This is a genomic window from Streptomyces sp. NPDC046881 (assembly GCF_040645015.1).
Taxonomy (GTDB): domain Bacteria; phylum Actinomycetota; class Actinomycetes; order Streptomycetales; family Streptomycetaceae; genus Streptomyces.
This window is the reverse complement of sequence record NZ_JBEYXJ010000132.1, coordinates 1-20551: the sequence shown is the minus strand read 5'-3', so window position 1 is coordinate 20551 and position 20551 is coordinate 1. Positions and strand designations below refer to the sequence as shown.

The following is a 20551-nucleotide window of genomic DNA, read 5'->3' as shown; positions in this document are numbered from 1 at the left end:
GCGCGGCTCGGGGGTCGGCCCCGCCCCCCGCGGCCCCGGGGCCCCCCCGAAACCCAACCCCACCTCGGGGGGGGGCCCCCCCCGGGCCGCCCCCCCCCCCCGCGCCCCCGGGGGGCCCCCCCGTCCGGGCGTCCCGGAAGGGTCGCACCCCCCGGGTGGACCAAGGCCCGGAACATCGTCGGCTCCCCGATCGCTATACGGGTATGAGCGAATACCGGATCGAGCACGACTCCATGGGTGAGGTACGGGTCCCCGCGGAGGCCAAGTGGCGGGCCCAGACGCAGCGTGCCGTGGAGAACTTCCCCATCTCCGGGCAGCGCATCGAGCGGGCCCACATCGAGGCGCTGGCCCGCATCAAGGCGGCGGCGGCGAAGGTCAACGCCGAGCTGGGCGTGCTGGACAAGGACGTGGCGGAGGCGATCCAGGAGGCGGCCGGCGAGGTCGCGGCGGGCAAGTGGGACGAGCACTTCCCGGTGGACGTGTTCCAGACCGGCTCCGGCACCTCGTCCAACATGAACACCAACGAGGTCGTCGCCACGCTCGCGAGCGAGCGGCTCGGCCGGGACGTGCACCCCAACGACCACGTCAACGCCTCGCAGTCGTCGAACGACGTCTTCCCGTCCTCGATCCACATCGCGGCCACCGCCGCCGTCACCCGCGACCTGATCCCGGCCCTGGAGCACCTCGCCGCGTCCCTGGAGCGCAAGTCCGAGGAGTTCGCGGACGTGGTGAAGTCGGGCCGGACGCACCTGATGGACGCCACCCCGGTGACGCTCGGCCAGGAGTTCGGCGGGTACGCGGCCCAGGTGCGGTACGGCGTCGAGCGCCTCAGGGCCTCCCTGCCGCGCCTCGCCGAACTGCCGTTGGGCGGCACGGCGGTCGGCACCGGCATCAACACCCCGCCCGGGTTCTCCGCCGCCGTCATCGAGGAGGTCGCCCGGGTCACCGGGCTGCCGTTCACCGAGGCCCGCGACCACTTCGAGGCGCAGGGCGCCCGGGACGGCGTCGTGGAGACCAGCGGGCAGCTGCGGACCATCGCGGTCGGCCTGACGAAGATCGCCAACGATCTGCGCTGGATGTCCTCCGGTCCGCGCACCGGCCTCGCCGAGATCCGGCTGCCCGACCTCCAGCCCGGCTCCTCGATCATGCCGGGAAAGGTCAACCCGGTGGTGCCGGAGGCCGTGCTGATGGTCGCCGCCCAGGTGATCGGCAACGACGCCACCATCGCCACCGCGGGCGCCGCCGGCAACTTCGAACTGAACGTCATGCTCCCGGTCATCGCCAAGAACGTCCTGGAGTCGGTCCGGCTGCTCGCCAACGTCTCGCGGCTGCTGGCCGACCGCACGGTCGACGGCATCACCGCCGACCGCGAACGCGCCCGCGAGTACGCCGAGTCGTCGCCGTCCGTGGTGACCCCGCTGAACAAGTACATCGGCTACGAGGAGGCCGCGAAGGTGGCGAAGAAGTCCCTCGCCGAGCGCAAGACGATCCGCGAAGTCGTCCTGGAGAGCGGGTACGTGGAGCGCGGCGACCTGACGCTGGAACAGCTCGACGCGGCGCTGGACGTCCTGCGGATGACGCGTCCGTGACCGTGAGCGAACCTTTCCGGCCAGCTGCGCACCGGGTGACGCGCGCCGCAGCGTCGTATGCCCGTGGCACCTAATATCTGTCCATGACGGACGACGGAACGGTGACACGAGTGACGGCGGGAGCCGGGACGTACTGGACCCCCGGGACGCACATCCTGTGGCGCTACCGGGAGAACGGCGGCGAGCACTTCCACATCGCCCGGCCGGTCACCGTCGTACGTGACGACGCGGAGCTGCTGGCGGTGTGGCTCGCCCCCGGCACCGAGTGCGTGAAGCCGGTCCTGGCCGACGGCACGCCCGTGCACCTGGAACCGCTGGAGTCCCGGTACACCAAGCCGCGCACGGTCCAGCGGGACCGCTGGTTCGGCACGGGCGTGCTGAAGGTGGCCGAGCCCGGCCGGCCCTGGTCGGTGTGGCTGTTCTGGGAGCCGGGCTGGCGGTTCAAGAACTGGTACGTCAACCTGGAGCGGCCGCTGGCCCGTTGGGCGGGCGGGGTGGACTCCGAGGACCACTTCCTGGACATCTCGGTGCACCCCGACCGGACCTGGCACTGGCGGGACGAGGACGAGTTCGCGCAGGCCCAGCGGGACGGGCTGATGGACGCGGCGACCGCCGAGCGGGTGCGGGCGGCCGGACGGGAGGCGGTGGAGGTGATCCGCTCGTGGGGTTCGCCGTTCGCGGACGGCTGGCAGCGCTGGCGCCCGGACCCGTCCTGGGCGGTACCTTCTCTCCCCGAGGACTGGCACCGTACTCCCGCGCATCTGTCCTCATGAGACCCTTGATGCGCCCCCAGGCAAGAAACGTAGGATCGTCCTCCGCAAGGGCGCTTAACTACCGGAGCATGAGCCGGGCTTGACCGATCGTCACCGAGGGGCGGCAGGACGTGAGCGAGGGGTACCAGGGCACCACCAGGAAGGCCGGCCCCGCAGGAAATCCGTTCCCGGGGCACGTATTGCGGGTATCGGCATTTCGGCGGGACCAACTGTGCGCCCGGTACACCCGGCGCACAGCCCCGGACGGATGGATGCGACACGCGTGACGGAGCAGCCCACCTCCTTCGAACGCCCCCAGCCGGGCGTCGACCCCGCGGAGGGCCGCGGGGCACTCCTGCGTGCCCCGGAGCAGCCCGCGCAGCACCTCGGCAACCCGGCCTTACCCGCGCAGACCCGGGCCGACGGACCGCCTTCCGGCCCGGGCACGGCCACGCCCTGCGGCCAGGGAACGGACGGCAAGGGGAAGGAGCTCCCAGTCAACGGCCCCGAGCACTCCCAGCCCGCCACCACCGAACCCGGTGCCCACCGCCCGCGCCCGGCGCCGGAGACCATCCCGGCCCAGCCCGGCGCCGAGCAGGAGCGGACGCCGGGCGGTGAGGAGCGCCGTACCGGGCGGGGACTGCCGCCGGGGCGGCCGATGCCCATGCGGCGGGACGGGGACCGGCTCCGGTTCGTGGGCGCGGCCACCCGGCGGATCGCCCGCGGGCTCGACCTGGACGAGATCGTGATGGGGCTGTGCCGGGCCACCGTGCCGACGTTCTCCGACGCGATCCTCGTCTATCTGCGCGAGCCGCTGCCGGTCGGCGACGAGCGGCCCAGCGGTCCGGTGGTGCTGCGGCTGCGCCGTACCGACCGGATACCTCAGGAGCGGGACACCGACGGGGTGCTGCTGCCGCCGGCGTTCGACCCGGATCCGGAGCCGTCCGTGCTGGCGGACCTGTCGTCGCTGACCACCGAGCTGTGCGAGGTGCGGCCGGGCGGCGCGCTGAACGAGGTGCTGCGCGGGGTGCGGCCGGTGTTCGCCGGCGCGCCCGCCGCCCGGGCCGCGCTGCCGGAGCTGCTCGGCGAGGGCGGCGAGGCGGTCGTACCGGGAGGGCAGCACGCGATCCTCGCTCCGCTGCGCGGCCGGCGCCGGGTGATCGGCGCGGCCCTGTTCCTGCGCCGTCCGGACCGGCTCGCCTTCGAGGCGGACGATCTGCTGGTGGCCGCTCAGCTGGCCACGCACAGCGCGCTGGGCATCGACAAGGCGGTGCTGTACGGCCGGGAGGCGTACATCGCCGACGAGCTGCAGCGCACCATGCTGCCCGAGACGCTGCCCCGCCCGACCGGGGTCCGGCTGGCGTCGCGCTATCTGCCGGCGGCGGAGACCGCGCGGGTGGGCGGCGACTGGTACGACGCGATCCCGCTGCCCGGCAGCCGGGTCGCGCTGGTCGTCGGCGACGTGATGGGCCACTCGATGACCTCGGCGGCCATCATGGGCCAGCTGCGTACGACCGCGCAGACCCTGGCGGGGCTCGACCTGCCGCCGCAGGAGGTGCTGCACCACCTGGACGAGCAGGCGCAGCGCCTGGGCACCGACCGCATGGCGACCTGCCTGTACGCCGTCTACGACCCGGTGACGCACCGCATCACGATCGCCAACGCCGGCCATCCGCCGCCCGTCCTGCTGCACCTGGGCGGCCGGGCCGAGGTGCTGCGGGTGCCGCCGGGCGCGCCGATCGGCGTCGGCGGGGTGGACTTCGAGGCGGTGGAGCTGGACGCGCCCGCCGGGGGCACCCTGCTGCTGTACACCGACGGTCTGGTGGAGTCCCGGCTGCGGGACGTGTGGACCGGCATAGAGCAGCTGCGGGAGAAGCTGGCCGCGACCGCGCAGCTGACCGGCCCCGACCATCCGCCGCCGCTGGAAGCGCTGTGCGACGAGGTGCTGGACATGCTCGGCCCGGGCGACCGGGACGACGACATCGCGCTGCTCGCGGCCCGGTTCGACGGGATCGCGCCGAGCGATGTCGCCTACTGGACGCTGGAGCCGGAGGACTCCGCCCCGGGCCAGGCCCGCCGGCTGGCCCGGCGGGCGCTCGCCCGCTGGGACCTGGAGGAGCTGACGGACTCGGTGGAGCTGCTGGTCAGCGAGGTCGTGACGAACGCCGTACGGTACGCGTCGCGGCCGGTGACGCTGCGGCTGCTGCGCACGGACGTGCTGCGCTGCGAGGTCGGCGACGACGTGCCGCAGCTGCCGCGCCTGCGGCAGGCGCGGGCCACGGACGAGGGCGGGCGCGGCCTGTACCTGGTCAACAGGCTGGCCCGGCGCTGGGGCGCGACCCGGTTGAGCACCGGCAAGGTGGTGTGGTTCGAGCTGAACCGCGGCTGATCCGCGGACGGCACGCGAAGGGCGCCCCGGGTGCACCGGGCGCCCTTCCGGCTGTGCCCACTGGTCGTCCTGCGGGTCGTCCCACTGGTCGTCCTGCGGGTCGTCCTACTGGTCGTCCTGCGGGTCGAGCGGGTCCTCCGGGGTGAGCGTGGGCGTCGGCGGCCGGCTCGTCGGGGTCTGGGTCGGCGGCGTCTGCGTGGGCGGCGTCTGGCTCGGGGTGCGGGACGGCGTCTGCGACGGCGTCCGGGACGGCGACTGGGACGTCGGCGGCTCGCTGGTCGGCGTCCGGGACGGCGTCTGCGTGGGCGTGTGCGTCCAGGTCGGCGTCTCGACGGGCGCGACGGCCGCGCCCTGCGTGGTGTTCAGGTCGAACGTCGCGTTGCTCGTGACGCCGAAGGTGTACGCGGCCCAGATCTTCGCCGGGTAGCCGCCGCCGTTGATCCGGCCCGGGGGCTTGAGCAGGCCGGTCGCGCCCTTCATGGACACGTGGGCCTTGGTCTTCGGGTCCTCGCCGAACAGTCCCACGGAGGTGACCAGGGTCGGCGTGTAGCCGGTGAACCAGGCCGACTTGTTCTCGTCGGAGGTGCCGGTCTTGCCCGCGACCTGCTGGCCGTCGCGCAGCGGGTTGCCCGCCACCGACTCCTGGGCCGTACCGTCGTCGACCACGCCGGTGAGCACCGAGGTGACCGTGTCGGCGGCGGTGCGGCTGATCACGGAGCCGCCGACCGGGTTCGGCATCTCCACCGAGCGGGCCTTGTTCTCGGCCGACTTGATGATCGTCGGGGTCACCTTGTAGCCGTGGTTGGCGAAGGTGGCGTAGATCCCGGCCATCTCCAGGGGGCTGGCGCCCATCGAGCCGAGGGTCTGGGCGGGCACCGCCTGCATGCCCTTGGTGTCCATGCCGAGTTTGCCCGCCGTGCCCATCACGTTGTTCATGCCCACGTCCACGCCCATCTGCGCGAAGACGGAGTTGACGGACTTGTTCATGGCCTGCTGCACGGTGATCTTGTCGTAGTCGACGTCGTCCTCGTTCGGCGGGGCGAAGCCGACCGGGGAGCCGTGGTCCAGCACCTGGCGGCGGCTGGTGCCGTCGTAGACGGTGTTCGCGGTGATCGGCTTGCCGTCCTGGGTGGTGGCGTTCTGCTCCAGGGCGGCGGCGAGGATCACCGGCTTGAACGTCGAGGCGGGCTGGTAGTCCCGGCGGGTGGCGTTGTCGAAGTAGTGCTTGTAGTAGTCCTGGCCGCCGTAGAGCGCGACGATCCTGCCCGTCCTGGGGTCGACGGAGACGGCACCGGCCTGGATGTCGCCGTCGACCTTGCGCTTCTTCGGGTCCAGCTTGCTGGTCAGCTCGGTCTTGACGGCCCGCTCCAGCGCGGACTGCTTCTTGCGGTCGATGTTGAGGGTGATGGTCCAGCCCTTGTCGACGACCGCGTTCTCCGCCTGGGAGGGGGTCAGGCCCTCCTGCGTCATGAGCTGCTGTTCCAGCTGCTGGTTGGCGAGTTCGACCAGGTAGCCCTTCTGCCCGCCGAGGCCGGGGGCTCCCTTGGGCTCCTTGGGGTAGGGGAAGCGCTGCTCGTCCCGCTTGGCCTTGGAGAGCCAGCCCTCCTCGACCATGTTGTCCAGGACGTAGTTCCAGCGCTCCCGGACCAGCCGCTTGCCGGTCTTGGTGGCGACGGCCCAGTCGTACTGGCTGGGGGCCTGCAGCAGGGCGGCGAGGTAGGCGCCCTGGGCGACGCTGAGGTCCTGGGCGTCCACGTGGTAGTAGGCCTGGGCGGCGGCCTGGATGCCGTAGGCGTTGCGGCCGTAGTAGCTGGTGTTGATGTAGCCGGCGAGGATGTCGTCCTTGGACTTCTCGCGGTCCACCTTGAGCGAGATGACCAGTTCCTTCAGCTTGCGCGTGACGGTCTGGTCCTGGTTCAGGTAGTAGTTCTTGACGTACTGCTGGGTGATCGTGGAGCCACCCTGCTTGCCCTTGCCGGACAGCGTGTTGATCAGGCCGCGGGCGGTGCCGCGGAAGTCGACGCCGGAGTCGTGGTAGAAGCTCTTGTTCTCCGCCGCGACGAAGGTCAGCTGGACCGGGCGGGGCACCTTGGACAGGTCGACGATCTCGCGGTTGACCTCGCCCTTGCGGGCCAGGATCGTTCCGTCACTGAACTTGTAGACGTTGCTCTGCTGCCGGGCGGCGGCGTTGCCCTCGGGGACGTCCACGTAGAGGTAGAGGCCGATGAAGCCCAGGATGCCCAGCAGGCACACCCCGAAGAAGGTGCCGAGGATCTTCTTCCAGCCGAAGATCCGGCGTATGAGGCTCTTGGCGGGCTTGCCGGCCGCGGCGGGCGTGGCGGCCGCAGCGGGGCTGCCCGTCTCGGCGGGGAGGGGGCGGCGGCGCCTGGGCGCTGCGCGGCGGCCACCGCGCTGTCGCGCTCGTCTCTCTTCCGCTCGTCCCATGGGTCCCTACGCTCGCTTCCGTCTCGGGGTCAGCTCCGAAAGCTAACACCCCTCTATATGACAAAGGGCGTCCGATCCGTTCTTTTACGGACGTGACAATCAGCACCCGCCCCACCGGAACCGACGGCTTTCCCTGGTGCAGGGTTGCTCGGCACGTTAAAGTGATATCACTTAGCTAGAACAGAGCTAGGCGTTACGAGAACGGGGGAACACCCATGTCCGACATACCCGAGATGCCTGCCCCACGGGTGCGCGAGTTCACCGCCCACAGCATCGGCGGCGGGCTCGCCCTGCTGCTCGGCCTCATCGGGCTCGGCGCCGCGATCGCGCTGTTCGCGGCCTCCGGGGCGGCACCCTCCTCCGGCGCCGAGGGCGGGCTCATCCTCGCGGGCGTGGTCGTCCTGCTCGCGTCCCTCATCGGGATGCGCGGCCTGAACACGGTCGCGCCGGGCGAGGCCCGGGTCGTCCAGCTCTTCGGGCGCTACCGGGGCACGATCCGGCAGGACGGCCTGCGCTGGGTGAACCCCTTCACCTCGCGGACCCGGATCTCCACCCGGGTGCGCAACCACGAGACGGCCGTACTGAAGGTCAACGACGCCTACGGCAACCCCATCGAGCTGGCCGCGGTCGTGGTGTGGAAGGTCCAGGACACCGCGCAGGCCACCTTCGAGGTGGACGACTTCGCCGAGTTCGTCGCCACGCAGACCGAGACGGCCGTGCGGCACATCGCGATCGAGTACCCGTACGACGCCCATGACGAGGACGGCCTGTCGCTGCGCGGCAACGCCGAGGAGATCACCGAGAAGCTGGCCGTCGAGCTGCAGGTGCGGGTGGAGGCGGCCGGCGTGCAGATCGTCGAGTCGCGCTTCACGCATCTCGCGTACGCTCCCGAGATCGCCTCGGCGATGCTCCAGCGGCAGCAGGCGGGCGCGGTCGTCGCGGCCCGGCGGCAGATCGTGGACGGTGCCGTGGGGATGGTCGAGGCGGCGCTGGCCCGGATCGCGGAAGCGGACATCGTGGACCTGGACGACGAGCGGAAGGCGGCGATGGTGTCGAACCTGATGGTGGTGCTGTGCGGGGACCGGGCGCCGCAGCCGGTCCTCAACACCGGGACCCTCTACCAGTGACGGACCCCGCCAACACCCCCGGGCGCCGGCCGCAGCAGCGCAAGCAGGTGCTGCTGCGGCTGGACCCGTCGGTGTACGAGGCGCTGGCGCGGTGGGCCGGGGACGAGCTGCGGTCGGCGAACGCCCAGATCGAGTTCCTGCTGCGCAAGGCGCTGGCGGAGGCGGGGCGGCTGCCGAAGGACACCGGCCCGCTGCCGCGGCGCGGCCGGCCGCCTGTGTCGGAACCGTGACAATCGGCCCCCACCTGCGGGGCCGCACCCACTGCCATGGCCCCTGCACGGCGCGTATACACACCGCGTATACACCGTGTGTAGAGTGCTGCCATGTCCATCGGTCACACCCTTCTGGGACTCCTGGAGTCCGGCCCGCGCCACGGCTACGACCTCAAGCGGGCCTTCGACGAGAAGTTCGGTCACGACCGGCCACTGCACTACGGCCAGGTCTACTCCACGATGTCGCGGCTGCTGAAGCACGGTCTCGTGGAAGTCGACGGCATCGAGGCCGGCGGCGGCCCCGAGCGCAAGCGGTACGCCATCACCGACGCCGGCATCACCGACGTCGAACGCTGGCTCGCCACCCCGGAGAAGCCCGAGGAGTACCTCCAGTCGACCCTCTACACGAAGGTCGTCCTCGCCCTCCTCACCCACCGCGACGCGGCCGACATCCTCGACGTCCAGCGGGCCGAGCACCTGCGCAGCATGCGCATCCTGACCGACCGCAAGCGCAAGGGCGACCTCGCGGACCAGCTGATCTGCGACCACGCCCTGTTCCACCTGGAGGCGGACCTGCGCTGGCTGGAACTGACGGCCGCGCGCCTCGACAAGCTCCGTGCGGAGGTGGCCCGATGACCCCTCCGCCCGGCTCCCTGCTCACCGCCGAGAACCTGCGCAAGTCCTACGGCCCCACGGTCGCCCTCGACGGCGCCGGCTTCTCCATCCACCCCGGCGAGGTCGTCGCCGTGATGGGCCCCTCCGGTTCCGGCAAGTCGACGCTGCTGCACTGCCTCGCCGGCATCGTGCCGCCCGACTCCGGCTCCATCGTCTACGCGGGCCGGGAGCTGGCCGGCATGAGCGACGCCGAGCGCAGCGCGCTGCGCCGCAGCGAGTTCGGCTTCGTCTTCCAGTTCGGCCAACTGGTCCCGGAACTGACCTGCGTCGAGAACGTGGCGCTGCCGCTCCGGCTGAACGGCCGCCCCCGCAAGGAGGCCGAGCGGGCCGCGCTGGCCTGGATGGAGCGGCTGGAGGTGGACGACCTCGGGGGCAAACGGCCCGGCGAGGTCTCCGGCGGCCAGGGCCAGCGGGTCGCGGTGGCGCGGGCGCTGGTCACCGAGCCCCGGGTGATCTTCGCCGACGAGCCGACCGGCGCGCTCGACTCCCTCAACGGCGAGCGGGTGATGGAGCTGCTGACCGACGCGGCGCGCTCCACCAACGCGGCCGTCGTGCTGGTCACGCACGAGGCCCGGGTGGCCGCCTACTCCGACCGGGAGATCGTCGTACGCGACGGCAGGTCCCGGGACATGGAGCGGGCCATATGAACGTGCGGCAGTGGAGCAGGGACCTGGGTCTGGGCGTCCGGTTCGCCTTCACCGGCGGACGCGAGGGCTGGGTCCGGATGCTGCTGACGGCGGTCGGCGTCGGCCTGGGCGTGGCGCTGCTGCTGCTGACGACGGCGCTGCCCAACATCCTGGCCGCCCGGAACCGGGTGGAGGACGCCCGCCAGGACTACTCGGCCGCCTGGACCGTCGCCAAGGCGGACGACACCGTGCTGGTCGCGGTCACCGACACGTCGTGGCACGGCAAGGGCATCCGCGGCCGGCTGCTGGAGCCGGAGGGGGCGAAGGCCCCGCTGCCGCCCGGCGTCGGCCGCTTCCCGGCGAAGGGCGAGATGGTGGTCTCGCCCGCGTTGAAGAGGCTGCTCGACTCGGACGGGGCGAAGCTGCTGCGCGAGCGGATCCCCTACCGGATCACCGGCAGCATCGGTGACAGCGGGCTGATCGGCTCGCAGGAACTCGCCTACTACGCGGGCGCCGACGGTCTCGTGCCGCACTCGGGCGGCACGCGGGTCGACCGGCTGAAGGAGTTCGGCAATCCCGATCCGACGCCGGAGAAGGCCGACCCGGTGCTCATCATGATGACGCTGGTCGTGTTCGTGGTGCTGCTGATGCCGGTCGCCGTGTTCATCGCCGCGGCCGTGCGGTTCGGCGGCGAGCGGCGCGACCGCCGGCTGGCCGCGCTGCGGCTGGTGGGCTCCGACAGCCGGATGACCCGGCGGATCGCGGCCGGCGAGGCGCTGGCCGGGGCGCTGCTCGGACTGGTCGTCGGTACGGTGTTCTTCCTGATCGGACGCCAGGTGGCGGGCTCCGCCGAGGTCATGGGCGAGAGCTTCTTCCCGAGCTATCTGGACCCCTCCCCGACACTGGCCGCGCTGGTCGCGGTGGCGGTTCCGGCATCCGCCGTGCTGGTGACGCTGCTCGCCATGCGCGGGGTGGTGGTCGAGCCCCTCGGTGTGGTGCGCACGGCCAAGCAGGCCCGGCGGCGCCTGTGGTGGCGCCTGCTGCTGCCGCTGGCGGGCCTGGCGATGCTGTACCCGATGATCGGCAACGGCCGCGAGAACGGCGACTTCAACGAGTACCTGGTCATCGGAGGCGTGCTCCTGATCCTGGTCGGTGTGACCGCGCTGCTGCCGTGGCTCGTGGAAGCGGTCGTCGGCCGGCTCGGCGGCGGCTCGGTCTCCTGGCAGCTGGCGGTACGCCGGTTGCAGCTGAGCAGTGGCACGGCCGCCCGCATGGTCAACGGCATCGCGGTGGCGGTGGCCGGCGCGATCGCGCTGCAGATGCTGTTCGCGGGCGTGGAGAGCCAGTACACCAGGGAGACCGGGAAGGACCCCGGCCGGGCCCAGATGGAGGTCAACCTGTCCGACCACGGCCGACTGGACACCGCCCGCACGGAGTTCGCCCGGACCAAGGGCGTACGCACGTCGGTGACGCTGTCCAGCGCGCAGGCCGGTGCCAAGCGCCGGGACCCCGAGGTCACGGCCGGCTTCACCGTCGGCGACTGTGCCGCGCTCCGGGAGATCGCCCATCTGCCCTCCTGCCGCGACGGCGACGTGTTCGCCCTGGACAACCCGGGCTACGACCCCGAGTACATGGGCGGGATCCGGCCCCTCATGCGGCCGGGCACGCGGCTGTGGATCGACCCCACCGAGGGCGAGGTGCGCGGCCGGGAGATCCGCTGGACGCTGCCGGCCAGGGTCCCCACGGCCCCCGTGCGCAAGGACTCGCTGCAGAGCGACCCGACCGGCCTGCTGGTCACCCCCTCGGCCCTGCCCGCGAAGGCCGTCCCCGTGCTGCACGGCCAGGTCTTCCTGCGCCTGGACGAGTCGGTACCGGACGCCCAGGAGTACGTGCGCACCACCGCCGCCCGTGTCGATCCCCTCGCCTACCCGTGGACCTGGGCGGCCACCGAGCAGTCCAACCGGTACACCTCCCTGCGCACCGGCCTGTTCATCGGCGCGGTCTGTGTGCTGGCGCTGATCGGGGCGAGCCTGCTGGTCTCCCAGCTGGAGCAGTTGCGCGAGCGGCGCAAGCTGCTGTCGTCCCTGCTCGCCTTCGGCACCCGGCGCCGCACACTGGGCCTGTCGGTGCTGTGGCAGACGGCGGTACCGATCGCGCTGGGACTGCTGCTGGCCTCCGTGGTGGGCCTGACCCTCGGGGCGGTGCTGCTGAAGATGACGGACACCGCGGTGAGCGTCGACTGGGCGAGCGTGCTGTCCATGGCCGGCGCCGGCGCGGCGGTGGTCGCCGCGGTCACCCTGCTGAGCCTGCCACCGCTGATCCGGCTGATGCGGCCGGACGGGCTGCGCACGGAGTAGGAATGGAGGCCGCGGTGACCTGGGCGGACGACGAGTACTGCCTGCTCGTCAACGCCGTGGAGGGCTCACCCCTGTGGGCCCTCCTGGCCGACTGGACGGACGGTGAGGACGAGGCGGAGTGGCGGCGGCACGTCCCGCGCTTCGCCCCGCTCGTCGCGCACTGGCACCGGGCCGGCCTGGTCCGGCTCGTCCGGGCCGCGGGCTGGGCGTACCTCCCGGACGCCCACCCGGTGGCCGCGGCGGACGTGCCGGACGTGCTCGCCGCCCCGGACGCCTGGGCCTGGCGCGCGAGCGAGGAACAGGTGATCTGCGTGGGCCTGGCCGTGGCCCGCACCGACCTCACCGGGCCCCCGCCCGGACGACCGGCCGCCTGACCGACCGCCCACACCCGCCCCGGCAGCGATCACCGCCGTCACCCCCAGGACGGGCAGGAAACCTGCGCGCGGGACCCGGTCCGCGCAACCGACTCACGCGTGAATGCCCGGCCCCCGCACCGAGAGCAGCCGCCGCCGACTCACCTCACCGGCCCGGACACCCGGAACCGGCGCGCGAGAGACGAACAGGCGGCCTGCGCGCCGAGACACCCGTCCGAGGTACCGGCCGGGTGTCTCACACGCCCTTGCCCGCACCCGCCCGGCAGCGACCACCGCCGTCACCCGCAGAACGGGCAGGAAACCTGCGCGCGGGACCCGGTCCGCGCAACCGACTCACGCGTGAATGCCCGGCCCCCGCACCGAGAGCAGCCGCCGCCGACTCACCTCACCGGCCCGGACCCCCGGAACCGGCGCGCGAGACAAACAGGCGGCCTGCACGCCGAGACACCCGTCCGAGGTACCGGCCGGGTGTCTCACGCGTCCTCGTCCAGCACCCGTACCGGCAGCGCGCGCAACGCCTCCCGCAACGCCCCTGCCAACTCTTCGTACTCCGCGGAGCGCGCCGCGCCCGCGCGCATGGCGAAGGCGACCCGGCGGGTCGGGGCAGGCTCGGCGAAGTAGCCGGTCAGCAGCTGGCTGCTGCGGGCAGTCTCCAGTTTCAGCGCGGTGCGCGGCAGCAGGGTGCAGCCGAGGCCGCCGGCCACCAGCTGGACCAGCGTGGACAGTCCGGCGGCCGTGGTGGTGACCGGCGCGTCCTCGCGGCCAGCCTCCCGGCAGATGTCCAGGGCCTGGTCGCGCAGGCAGTGGCCCTCGTCCAGGAGCAGCAGGTTCAGCTCCTTCAGCGCCTCGCGCGGGATGCCCTCCCGGCCGCCGAGCCAGTGGTCGAGCGGGGTGACGAGCACGAAGTCCTCGTCGAACAGCGGGAGTTCGACGACCCCGGGCACGCCGAGCGGTACGGCCAGCAACAGCAGGTCGAGTCGGCCGGAGTTCAGGCCGTCGATCAGGTTGGCGGTCTGCTCCTCGTGCACCTGGAGGTCGAGGTCCGGGTAGCGCTCGTGCACCAGCCGCAGCACGGCCGGCAGCAGGTACGGCGCCACGGTGGGAATCACCCCGAGGCGCAGGACGCCCGTGAACGGCGCCCGGACCGCCTCGGCCTCCTCCAGCAGCGCGCCCACCGCGTCCAGCACCGCCTTGGCGCGCACGGCGAGCCGCTCCCCCGCGGGCGAGAGCAGCACCTTGCGGGTCGTACGCTCGAGGAGGGTCACGCCGAGGGTCTCCTCCAGGGCCGAGACGGCACCCGACAGGGCGGGCTGGCTCATCCCGATGGCCGCGGCCGCGTCCCGGAAGTGCAGGTGCTCGGCCACGGCGGCGAACGCCCGCAGCTGCGCCAGGCTCGGCTGTCTCCGCTTGCCGTTGCCCATACTCACTGATAGCCACCTCCGATCAACATGACCGAGTGTAGCTATTTCCCTAATCAATGCGCCCTGTGCCAACATCAACAACGTCCAACCCATGGGAAACGCCCCAAAAGGGAAGTTTCTTCGCTGCAAGGAGAGCGTGTGCTCACTGTCGGTGACAAGTTCCCCGAGTTCGAACTGACCGCCTGCGTCTCGCTGGAGAAGGGCAAGGAGTTCGAGCAGATCCACCACAAGTCCTACGAGGGCAAGTGGCTCGTGGTCTTCGCCTGGCCCAAGGACTTCACGTTCGTGTGCCCGACCGAGATCGCCGCGTTCGGGAAGCTGAACGACGAGTTCGCCGACCGCGACGCCCAGATCCTCGGCTTCTCCGGTGACTCCGAGTTCGTCCACCACGCCTGGCGCAAGGACCACCCGGACCTGACCGACCTGCCGTTCCCGATGATGGCGGACTCCAAGCACGAGCTGATGCGCGACCTCGGCATCGAGGGCGAGGACGGCTTCGCGCAGCGCGCCGTCTTCATCGTCGACCCGAACCGCGAGATCCAGTTCACGATGGTCACCGCCGGTTCCGTGGGCCGTAACCCCAAGGAGGTCCTGCGGGTCCTGGACGCCCTGCAGACCGACGAGCTGTGCCCCTGCAACTGGACCAAGGGCGAGCAGACCCTCGACCCGGTCGCGCTGCTGGCTGGTGAGTGACCCGTGTCGCTCGACTCCCTGAAGTCCCGGATCCCGGACTACGCCAAGGACCTGAAGCTCAACCTGGGCTCGGTCATCGGCAACTCGGAGCTGCCGGCGCAGCAGCTGTGGGGCACGGTGCTGGCGACCGCCATCGCCTCCCGTTCCCCGATCGTGCTGCGTGAGCTGGAGCCGGAGGCGAAGGCGAACCTCTCGCCGGAGGCGTACCAGGCCGCCAAGTCGGCCGCCGCCATCATGGCGATGAACAACGTCTTCTACCGCACCCGGCACCTGCTGTCCGACCACGAGTACGGCACCCTGCGCGCGGGCCTGCGGATGAACGTCATCGGCAACCCGGGCGTGGAGAAGGTCGACTTCGAGCTGTGGTCGTTCGCGGTCTCCGCCATCAACGGCTGCGGCATGTGCCTGGACTCGCACGAGCAGGTGCTGCGCAAGGCGGGCGTGGAGCGCGAGACCGTCCAGGAAGCATTCAAGATCGCTTCCGTGGTGCAGGCGGTCGGCGTCACGCTGGACGCCGAGGCGGTCCTGGCCGAGTAGGCCACCCGCTGCCGAGGACCCCGCTCACCCCTGGTGGGCGGGGTCTTCCGCGTTCTCCCCCAGGGCCTCGGCCGAGCCGTGCCCCTGGTGCTCCTGCGAATACTGCCGCAGGTACCCGACCACCGTGTTCGTCACCGCCACCAGCGGTACGGCCACCACCGCGCCGCCGATGCCGGCCACCATGCCGCCGGCGGCCACCGTCAGCACGACCGCCAGCGGGTGGACGCGGACCGCGCGGCCGAGGATGAACGGCTGCAGGACGTGCCCCTCGATCTGCTGGACCGCCAGGACCACGACGAGGGTCATGACGGCGGTGAAGACGCCCTGGGTCACGAGGGCCACGATCACTGCCAGCGCGCCGGAGGCGACCGCGCCGACCAGCGGGATGAACGAGAACAGGAAGATGAAGACGGCCAGCGGTACGGCCATCGGCACGTCCAGGAAGTAGATGCCGATGCCGATGAAGATGGCGTCGATGAGGGCGACCAGGACCGTGCCGCGGACGTAGGCGGTCAGGGTGCGCCAGGCGCGCGGGCCGGCGCCGGCCACGCCCGGGCGGGCGGCCGCGGGCACCAGCTTCAGGAACCACTCCCAGATCCGCTTGCCGTCGTAGAGCAGGAAGAGCGTGGAGAAGAACACCAGCAGGATGCCGGTGAGCGCCTCGATGATGACCTGAACGCCCTCCAGGCCCGCGGAGGTGATCTGGTCGGTGTTGGCGCCGATCGCCTCGCGGAGGTTCTTGGCGATCTGGTTGATCTGCTTGTCGGTGACGTGGAAGGGGCTCTTCAGCAGCCAGTCGCGCAGATCGTCGATGCCGGACTGGATCTGGCTGGAGAGCGTGTCGATGTTCTCCATGACCTGCCAGGTCACGAACCAGCCCATCAGGCCGATGACGACGAAGCCGGAGATGGCGGTGAGCGCGGTGGCCGGGCCGCGCGGCACCCCGCGCCGGGTGAGCCGGGCGACCGTCGGCTGGAGCAGCGCGGTCACCAGCAGCGCGATGACGAAGGCGAACACCACCAGCTGCACGGCGGTGATGACCCGCATCAGCACCCAGACGGTGCCGGCCAGCACCAGCAGCCGCCAGCCGGCCTCGGCGGCGACCCGGACCCCCCAGGGCACGGCCTCGGCCGGGTCGGGGCGGCGGCCGGACGGCGGCGCGGGCCGGCGGACGGGCGGGGCGGCGTCGGCGGGAGCGGCTGCGTCGGCGGGGGCCGCCGGTTCACCGTGCTCGGCGCGCTCGCCGCGCCGGGCGTGGTCGGGGTGGTCGGTCTCGTCCTTCTCCACCTCGGCGCGGCGCTCGTCGAGGCGCTCGCTCATCTCGGTGAGACCGGCTCCCAGCCGGCCGAGCCACCCTGGCACTCGCGACATGATCCGTCCTCTTCCCCCGCGTCCCCGGGTGCTCGCCATCACTCCCCCCGGGAGCCGTTCGGATACGACCGTACAGGGCGAAAGCCCCTCCCCTGAGGACGGGGAGGGGCTGCGCGAGGTTGAGAGGGGCCGACCGGATCCGGCGGGACTCCTAGTACCAGTGGTTGGCCTGCCAGAAGGACCAGGCTTCACACGGGCTGCCGTAGCGGCTGTTCATGTAGTTGAGGCCCCACTTGATCTGCGTGGCCGGGTTGGTCTGCCAGTCGGCGCCGGCGGAGGCCATCTTGGAGCCGGGCAGGGCCTGGAAGAGGCCGTAGGCACCGGAGGAGGCGTTCACCGCACGGTAGTTCCAGCTGGACTCGTGGTCCACGATGTTGCTGAAGCACTGGTACTGGCCGCCGGCCACCATCTGACGCGCCATCGCCTGGATCTGCGCCACGGTGTAGCTGCTCTGGGTCGGGAAGCTGGAGGAGTCGCGGACGTCGGTGCCACGGCTGGCCGCGGTCTTCGCCTCGGCGCGCTCCTTGGCCTCCTTGGCGGCCTTGGCGGCCGCCTCCTCGGCGGCCTCCTTCTTGGCGATCGCCGTCTCGGCGGCTGCCTTGCGGGCGGCTTCCTCGGCGTCCTTCTTGGCGCTCACGTCCGCGGCGATGGCCTGGGCGTCGGCCTGCTGCGTCAGGGAAGCGGCCTGCACCTGCGCCTGCTGACCCGCGGGTATGTCCGCGAGGAGCGTGGTGTCGGCTGCCGTAGCCTCGGCGTCGTTGGTCTGCGCGGTGCTGCCCGAGGCAACGCCGACGACGCTTCCGACAGCGGTGACCGCGGTGGCCGAGGCCACTGCGAATCCCCGGACCGAAATCCGGCTCACACGGTTTCCTTCCAGCATCGCCCGCTTCGGTGACCCTGGCGGACGCAATCGTGCCCCTGACACTGGCCTCCCAACTGCGGGGTCACGGGAGGCGCGGGCCCGGTGGGCAACTCCCCGGAAGGGAGCGCCGCGTGGTGCTCGGGCGGCATACGACGAACTCTATGGAGTTGGTGGTGCCTGGGTGGTGCTGTACCGCTGGGGGTACAGGTGTGTCGTATGCGGGGCCTGACAGGAGTGAGACTCTGCCGTAACCCGACGCCGCGTGGCAATTCTGTGTTGCGTGTGAAAGCTCACATCCCGTTTGTCCCCGGGGATTTCAGGAAAGCCCCACGCACGAAGGCGCCGCCCGGCTAGGCTCTTGACCTTTGCCGGACGGCGCCCGTCGCCGTCAGCCCCTGTCAGATGTGGCCGTCCTCCAGCATTTCGGTCACAAGGGCGGCAATCTGGGACCTCTCGGACCGCGTCAGCGTGACGTGCGCGAAGAGGGGGTGCCCCTTCAGCTTCTCCACGACGGCAACCACCCCGTCGTAGCGGCCCACACGCAGATTGTCCCGCTGTGCCACGTCATGGGTCAGAACGACCCGCGAGTTGGCGCCGATCCGGGACAGAACGGTCAGCAGCACGTTCTTCTCCAGGGACTGCGCCTCGTCCACGATCACGAACGCGTCGTGCAGCGAGCGCCCGCGGATGTGGGTGAGCGGGAGCACCTCCAGCATCCCGCGCGCGGTGACCTCCTCGATGACCTCGCGGCTGGTGACCGCCGAGAGCGTGTCGAAGACGGCCTGCGCCCACGGGCTCATCTTCTCCGCCTCGGTGCCCGGCAGATAGCCCAGCTCCTGCCCGCCGACGGCGTACAGCGGCCGGAAGACCATCACCTTCTGGTGCTGGCGGCGCTCCAGGACCGCCTCCAGGCCCGCGCACAGCGCCAGCGCCGACTTGCCGGTGCCGGCCCGGCCGCCCATCGAGACGATGCCTACGTCCGGGTCGAGCAGCAGGTCGAGCGCGATGCGCTGCTCGGCGCTGCGGCCCTTGATGCCGAACGCCTCCCGGTCGCCGCGCACCAGCCGGACGTTGCCCTCGGCGGTGACCCGGCCGAGCGCCTTGCCGCGCTCGGACTGGAGGGTCAGCCCCGTGTGCACCGGCAGGTCGGCCGCCTCCGGGACGTACACGTGTCCTTCCTCGAAGAGGATGTCCACCTGCTCGCCCGGCAGGGTGAGTTCGGTCATCCCGGTCCAGCCGGAGTTCTCCGTGATGGCGAGTTCGGCCCGGTACTCCTCGGCGAGGAGGCCGACCGAGGACGCCTTGATCCTGAGCGGCAGGTCCTTCGACACGACGGTGACGTCGAACCCCTCGGCCTGCAGGTTGCGGGCCACCGCGAGGATGCGGGAGTCGTTGTCCCCCAGGCGGTAGCCGGTGGGCAGCACGCTGGGGTCCGAGTGGTTGAGCTCGACACGGATCGTGCCGCCGAGGTCCCCGATCGGGATGGGGGCGTCGAGACGGCCGTACCGGACCCGGTAGTCGTCGAGCAGGCGCAGGGCCTGCCGGGCGAAGTAGCCGAGTTCGGGATGGTGCCGCTTGGCCTCCAGTTCCGTGACCACCACGATGGGGAGCACGACCTCGTGCTCGTCGAAGCGGGTCAGGGCGTTCGGGTCGGCCAGCAGGACGCTGGTGTCGAGAACATACGTGCGCCGGTCTGGCAGATGGCGCTTTGTGCTGGTCACCACGGAAGGACGTACCCCCTCGGATGAGGTCGGGGAGCGACGAAGTGATCCTGGACCGGTGTCTGGCCCCCGCGCACGACGGGCCGCGAACCGGCCCCTCGCGGCTGCTTCCGTGCTGTGACCGCACAGTCGGGCTGGTGCAAAGGGCCTCCCGGGCGGACGGCCCCGTGCCGCCCGCTGAGATCCGACGCCCGTGGATCGGGTGTCGACCTGTTTGGCTTATGCCCTCGAACATGCGCCGCCATGCAAATGCGGCCAACAGCGCGCCGGTGAACTCCTCGTTACATCCCCGCCGAGCGGGGTAAACGCAACGCCCCGTCACCGGGCGGCGACGGGGCGGGGCGGGCGGGTCAGCCGCCGTAGCGGCGGTGACGTGCGGCGTAGTCGCGCAGCGCACGCAGGAAGTCGACCTTCCGGAACGCCGGCCAGAAGACCTCGCAGAAGTAGTACTCCGAGTGAGCGGTCTGCCAGAGCATGAATCCGGACAACCGCTGTTCGCCGCTGGTGCGGATCACCAGGTCCGGGTCGGGCTGGGCCCCGGTGTAGAGGTGACGGCCGATCATGTCGATGTCGACGGACTCGGCGAGGTCCTCCATCGCCACGCCCTTGTCGTGCGCGTCGAGCAGCATGGAGCGCACGGCGTCGGCGATCTCCTGCCGGCCGCCGTAGCCGATGGCCACGTTGACGGTTATCCCGTCGATGTGGGCGGTGGCCTCCTGGGCCTCCTTCAGCGCCGTCTGCATCTGCGCGGGCAGCAGGTCGAGCGTGCCGACGTGGTGCACCCGCCAGCGGCCGTCGGCGGCGAGGGTGCGCACGACGTCCTCGATGATGCCGAGCAGGGGGACGAGTTCCTCCTGCGGCCGGTCGAAGTTGTCGGTGGACAGCAGCCACAGGGTGACGACCTCGACGTCGGTCTCGCTGCACCAGCCGAGGAACTCCTCGATCTTCTCGGCACCGGCCCGGTGCCCGTGGACGGTGCTGGAGCCGGACGCCTTCGCCCAGCGGCGGTTGCCGTCCATGATGACGCCGATGTGCTTGGGCACCTGAGCGTGGTCCAGGTGACCTTCCACCCGGCGTGCGTAGAGCCTGACGAGCAGGCCGCGCAGCTTGTCGCGCAGGTTCACGTGACCCTCCGGGGGTTGGGCGCGGGGTAGGGGTGCCGGAGCCGTTGAGCCTACCGCTGTTCGGGACTTGGTTCCGGCGCGGGGTTTTCGCGGGGCGCGGGCGGCGCCGGGACCGGGGCGGGCCAGGCCGGTTCGTACGGGCCGGTCCGGGCCGGTGCCGACGCGTCCCGACGCGTGGCCTCCGGTCGTGTCCGCGCGGCCGGGTGCCGGGCCGGCCGCGGACCACGCCCACAAAAAACGGGCCGGTCCGAGGGGGGGAGACGCACCGGCCCGAGC

The 20551-nt window shown here is 71.6% G+C and carries 17 protein-coding genes; 11 read left to right on the top strand and 6 right to left on the bottom strand.

Annotation, left to right across the window (positions count from 1 at the left end):
* The first annotated feature begins 203 nt into the window (after positions 1-203).
* The 3 genes from ABZ923_RS36685 (at position 204) to ABZ923_RS36675 (ending at position 4730) form a co-directional block, all read left to right on the top strand.
* On the top strand, positions 204-1589 hold the full coding sequence (locus tag ABZ923_RS36685) for a class II fumarate hydratase (RefSeq protein WP_361481141.1): 1386 nt from the start codon (positions 204-206) through the stop codon (positions 1587-1589).
* Between the two features lie 83 nt (positions 1590-1672).
* Positions 1673-2362 (top strand): DUF402 domain-containing protein, encoded by a 690-nt coding sequence (locus tag ABZ923_RS36680; RefSeq protein ID WP_361481138.1) that lies wholly within the window; start codon positions 1673-1675, stop codon positions 2360-2362.
* Between the two features lie 262 nt (positions 2363-2624).
* Positions 2625-4730 carry a SpoIIE family protein phosphatase gene (locus ABZ923_RS36675; RefSeq protein WP_361481135.1) on the top strand — a complete coding sequence of 702 codons (2106 nt, stop codon included), beginning with the start codon at positions 2625-2627 and terminating at the stop codon, positions 4728-4730.
* A 105-nt stretch (positions 4731-4835) separates the two neighbouring features.
* Here ABZ923_RS36675 and ABZ923_RS36670 read toward each other — a convergent pair whose 3' ends face one another.
* Positions 4836-7175, bottom strand: a complete 2340-nt coding sequence (locus ABZ923_RS36670; RefSeq protein ID WP_361481132.1) for a transglycosylase domain-containing protein — start codon at positions 7173-7175, stop codon at positions 4836-4838.
* Positions 7176-7390: 215 nt separating this feature from the next.
* Between ABZ923_RS36670 and ABZ923_RS36665 the strand changes: the two genes are divergently transcribed.
* The 6 genes from ABZ923_RS36665 (at position 7391) to ABZ923_RS36640 (ending at position 12546) form a co-directional block, all read left to right on the top strand.
* Positions 7391-8302, top strand: coding sequence for an SPFH domain-containing protein (locus ABZ923_RS36665; protein WP_361481129.1), 912 nt, complete (start codon positions 7391-7393; stop codon positions 8300-8302).
* The gene (locus tag ABZ923_RS36660) at positions 8299-8532 is read left to right on the top strand and encodes a hypothetical protein (protein WP_358639251.1); all 234 of its coding nucleotides are present in this window, start codon (positions 8299-8301) and stop codon (positions 8530-8532) included. The genes ABZ923_RS36665 and ABZ923_RS36660 overlap by 4 nt, the downstream gene beginning before the upstream one ends.
* A 93-nt stretch (positions 8533-8625) precedes the next feature.
* On the top strand, positions 8626-9150 hold the full coding sequence (locus ABZ923_RS36655; protein WP_361481126.1) for a PadR family transcriptional regulator: 525 nt from the start codon (positions 8626-8628) through the stop codon (positions 9148-9150).
* Complete coding sequence (locus ABZ923_RS36650) at positions 9147-9836, top strand: ABC transporter ATP-binding protein (protein ID WP_361481123.1); 690 nt, start codon at positions 9147-9149, stop codon at positions 9834-9836. The genes ABZ923_RS36655 and ABZ923_RS36650 overlap by 4 nt, the downstream gene beginning before the upstream one ends.
* On the top strand, positions 9833-12172 hold the full coding sequence (locus ABZ923_RS36645; RefSeq protein WP_361481120.1) for an FtsX-like permease family protein: 2340 nt from the start codon (positions 9833-9835) through the stop codon (positions 12170-12172). The genes ABZ923_RS36650 and ABZ923_RS36645 overlap by 4 nt, the downstream gene beginning before the upstream one ends.
* Before the next feature lie 2 nt (positions 12173-12174).
* Positions 12175-12546 (top strand): hypothetical protein, encoded by a 372-nt coding sequence (locus ABZ923_RS36640; RefSeq protein ID WP_361481118.1) that lies wholly within the window; start codon positions 12175-12177, stop codon positions 12544-12546.
* 473 nt (positions 12547-13019) lie between these two features.
* Here the strand turns inward: ABZ923_RS36640 and ABZ923_RS36635 are convergent, their stop codons facing one another.
* Entirely contained in the window at positions 13020-13967 is a 948-nt protein-coding gene (locus ABZ923_RS36635; RefSeq protein WP_361481144.1) for a LysR substrate-binding domain-containing protein, read from the bottom strand.
* A 138-nt stretch (positions 13968-14105) separates the two neighbouring features.
* Here ABZ923_RS36635 and ABZ923_RS36630 point away from each other — a divergent pair, with 138 nt between their 5' ends.
* Together ABZ923_RS36630 and ABZ923_RS36625 are read left to right on the top strand one after the other, a co-directional pair.
* Positions 14106-14660 carry a peroxiredoxin gene (locus tag ABZ923_RS36630; RefSeq protein ID WP_030655541.1) on the top strand — a complete coding sequence of 185 codons (555 nt, stop codon included), beginning with the start codon at positions 14106-14108 and terminating at the stop codon, positions 14658-14660.
* A gap of 3 nt (positions 14661-14663) precedes the next feature.
* Positions 14664-15197, top strand: coding sequence for an alkyl hydroperoxide reductase (locus ABZ923_RS36625; RefSeq protein WP_014674689.1), 534 nt, complete (start codon positions 14664-14666; stop codon positions 15195-15197).
* Positions 15198-15221: 24 nt separating this feature from the next.
* Here ABZ923_RS36625 and ABZ923_RS36620 read toward each other — a convergent pair whose 3' ends face one another.
* The 4 genes from ABZ923_RS36620 to ABZ923_RS36605 all read right to left on the bottom strand — a co-directional run bounded on the left by ABZ923_RS36620 (position 15222) and on the right by ABZ923_RS36605 (position 20275).
* Positions 15222-16568, bottom strand: a complete 1347-nt coding sequence (locus tag ABZ923_RS36620) for an AI-2E family transporter (protein ID WP_361481115.1) — start codon at positions 16566-16568, stop codon at positions 15222-15224.
* 151 nt (positions 16569-16719) lie between these two features.
* A complete protein-coding gene (locus ABZ923_RS36615; protein WP_361481112.1) occupies positions 16720-17448 on the bottom strand; it encodes a transglycosylase SLT domain-containing protein in 729 nt (242 codons plus the stop codon).
* Between the two features lie 380 nt (positions 17449-17828).
* Positions 17829-19154 carry a PhoH family protein gene (locus ABZ923_RS36610; protein ID WP_361481109.1) on the bottom strand — a complete coding sequence of 442 codons (1326 nt, stop codon included), beginning with the start codon at positions 19152-19154 and terminating at the stop codon, positions 17829-17831.
* 347 nt (positions 19155-19501) lie between these two features.
* The gene (locus tag ABZ923_RS36605) at positions 19502-20275 is read right to left on the bottom strand and encodes an isoprenyl transferase (protein ID WP_361481106.1); all 774 of its coding nucleotides are present in this window, start codon (positions 20273-20275) and stop codon (positions 19502-19504) included.
* Positions 20276-20551 lie beyond the last annotated feature (276 nt).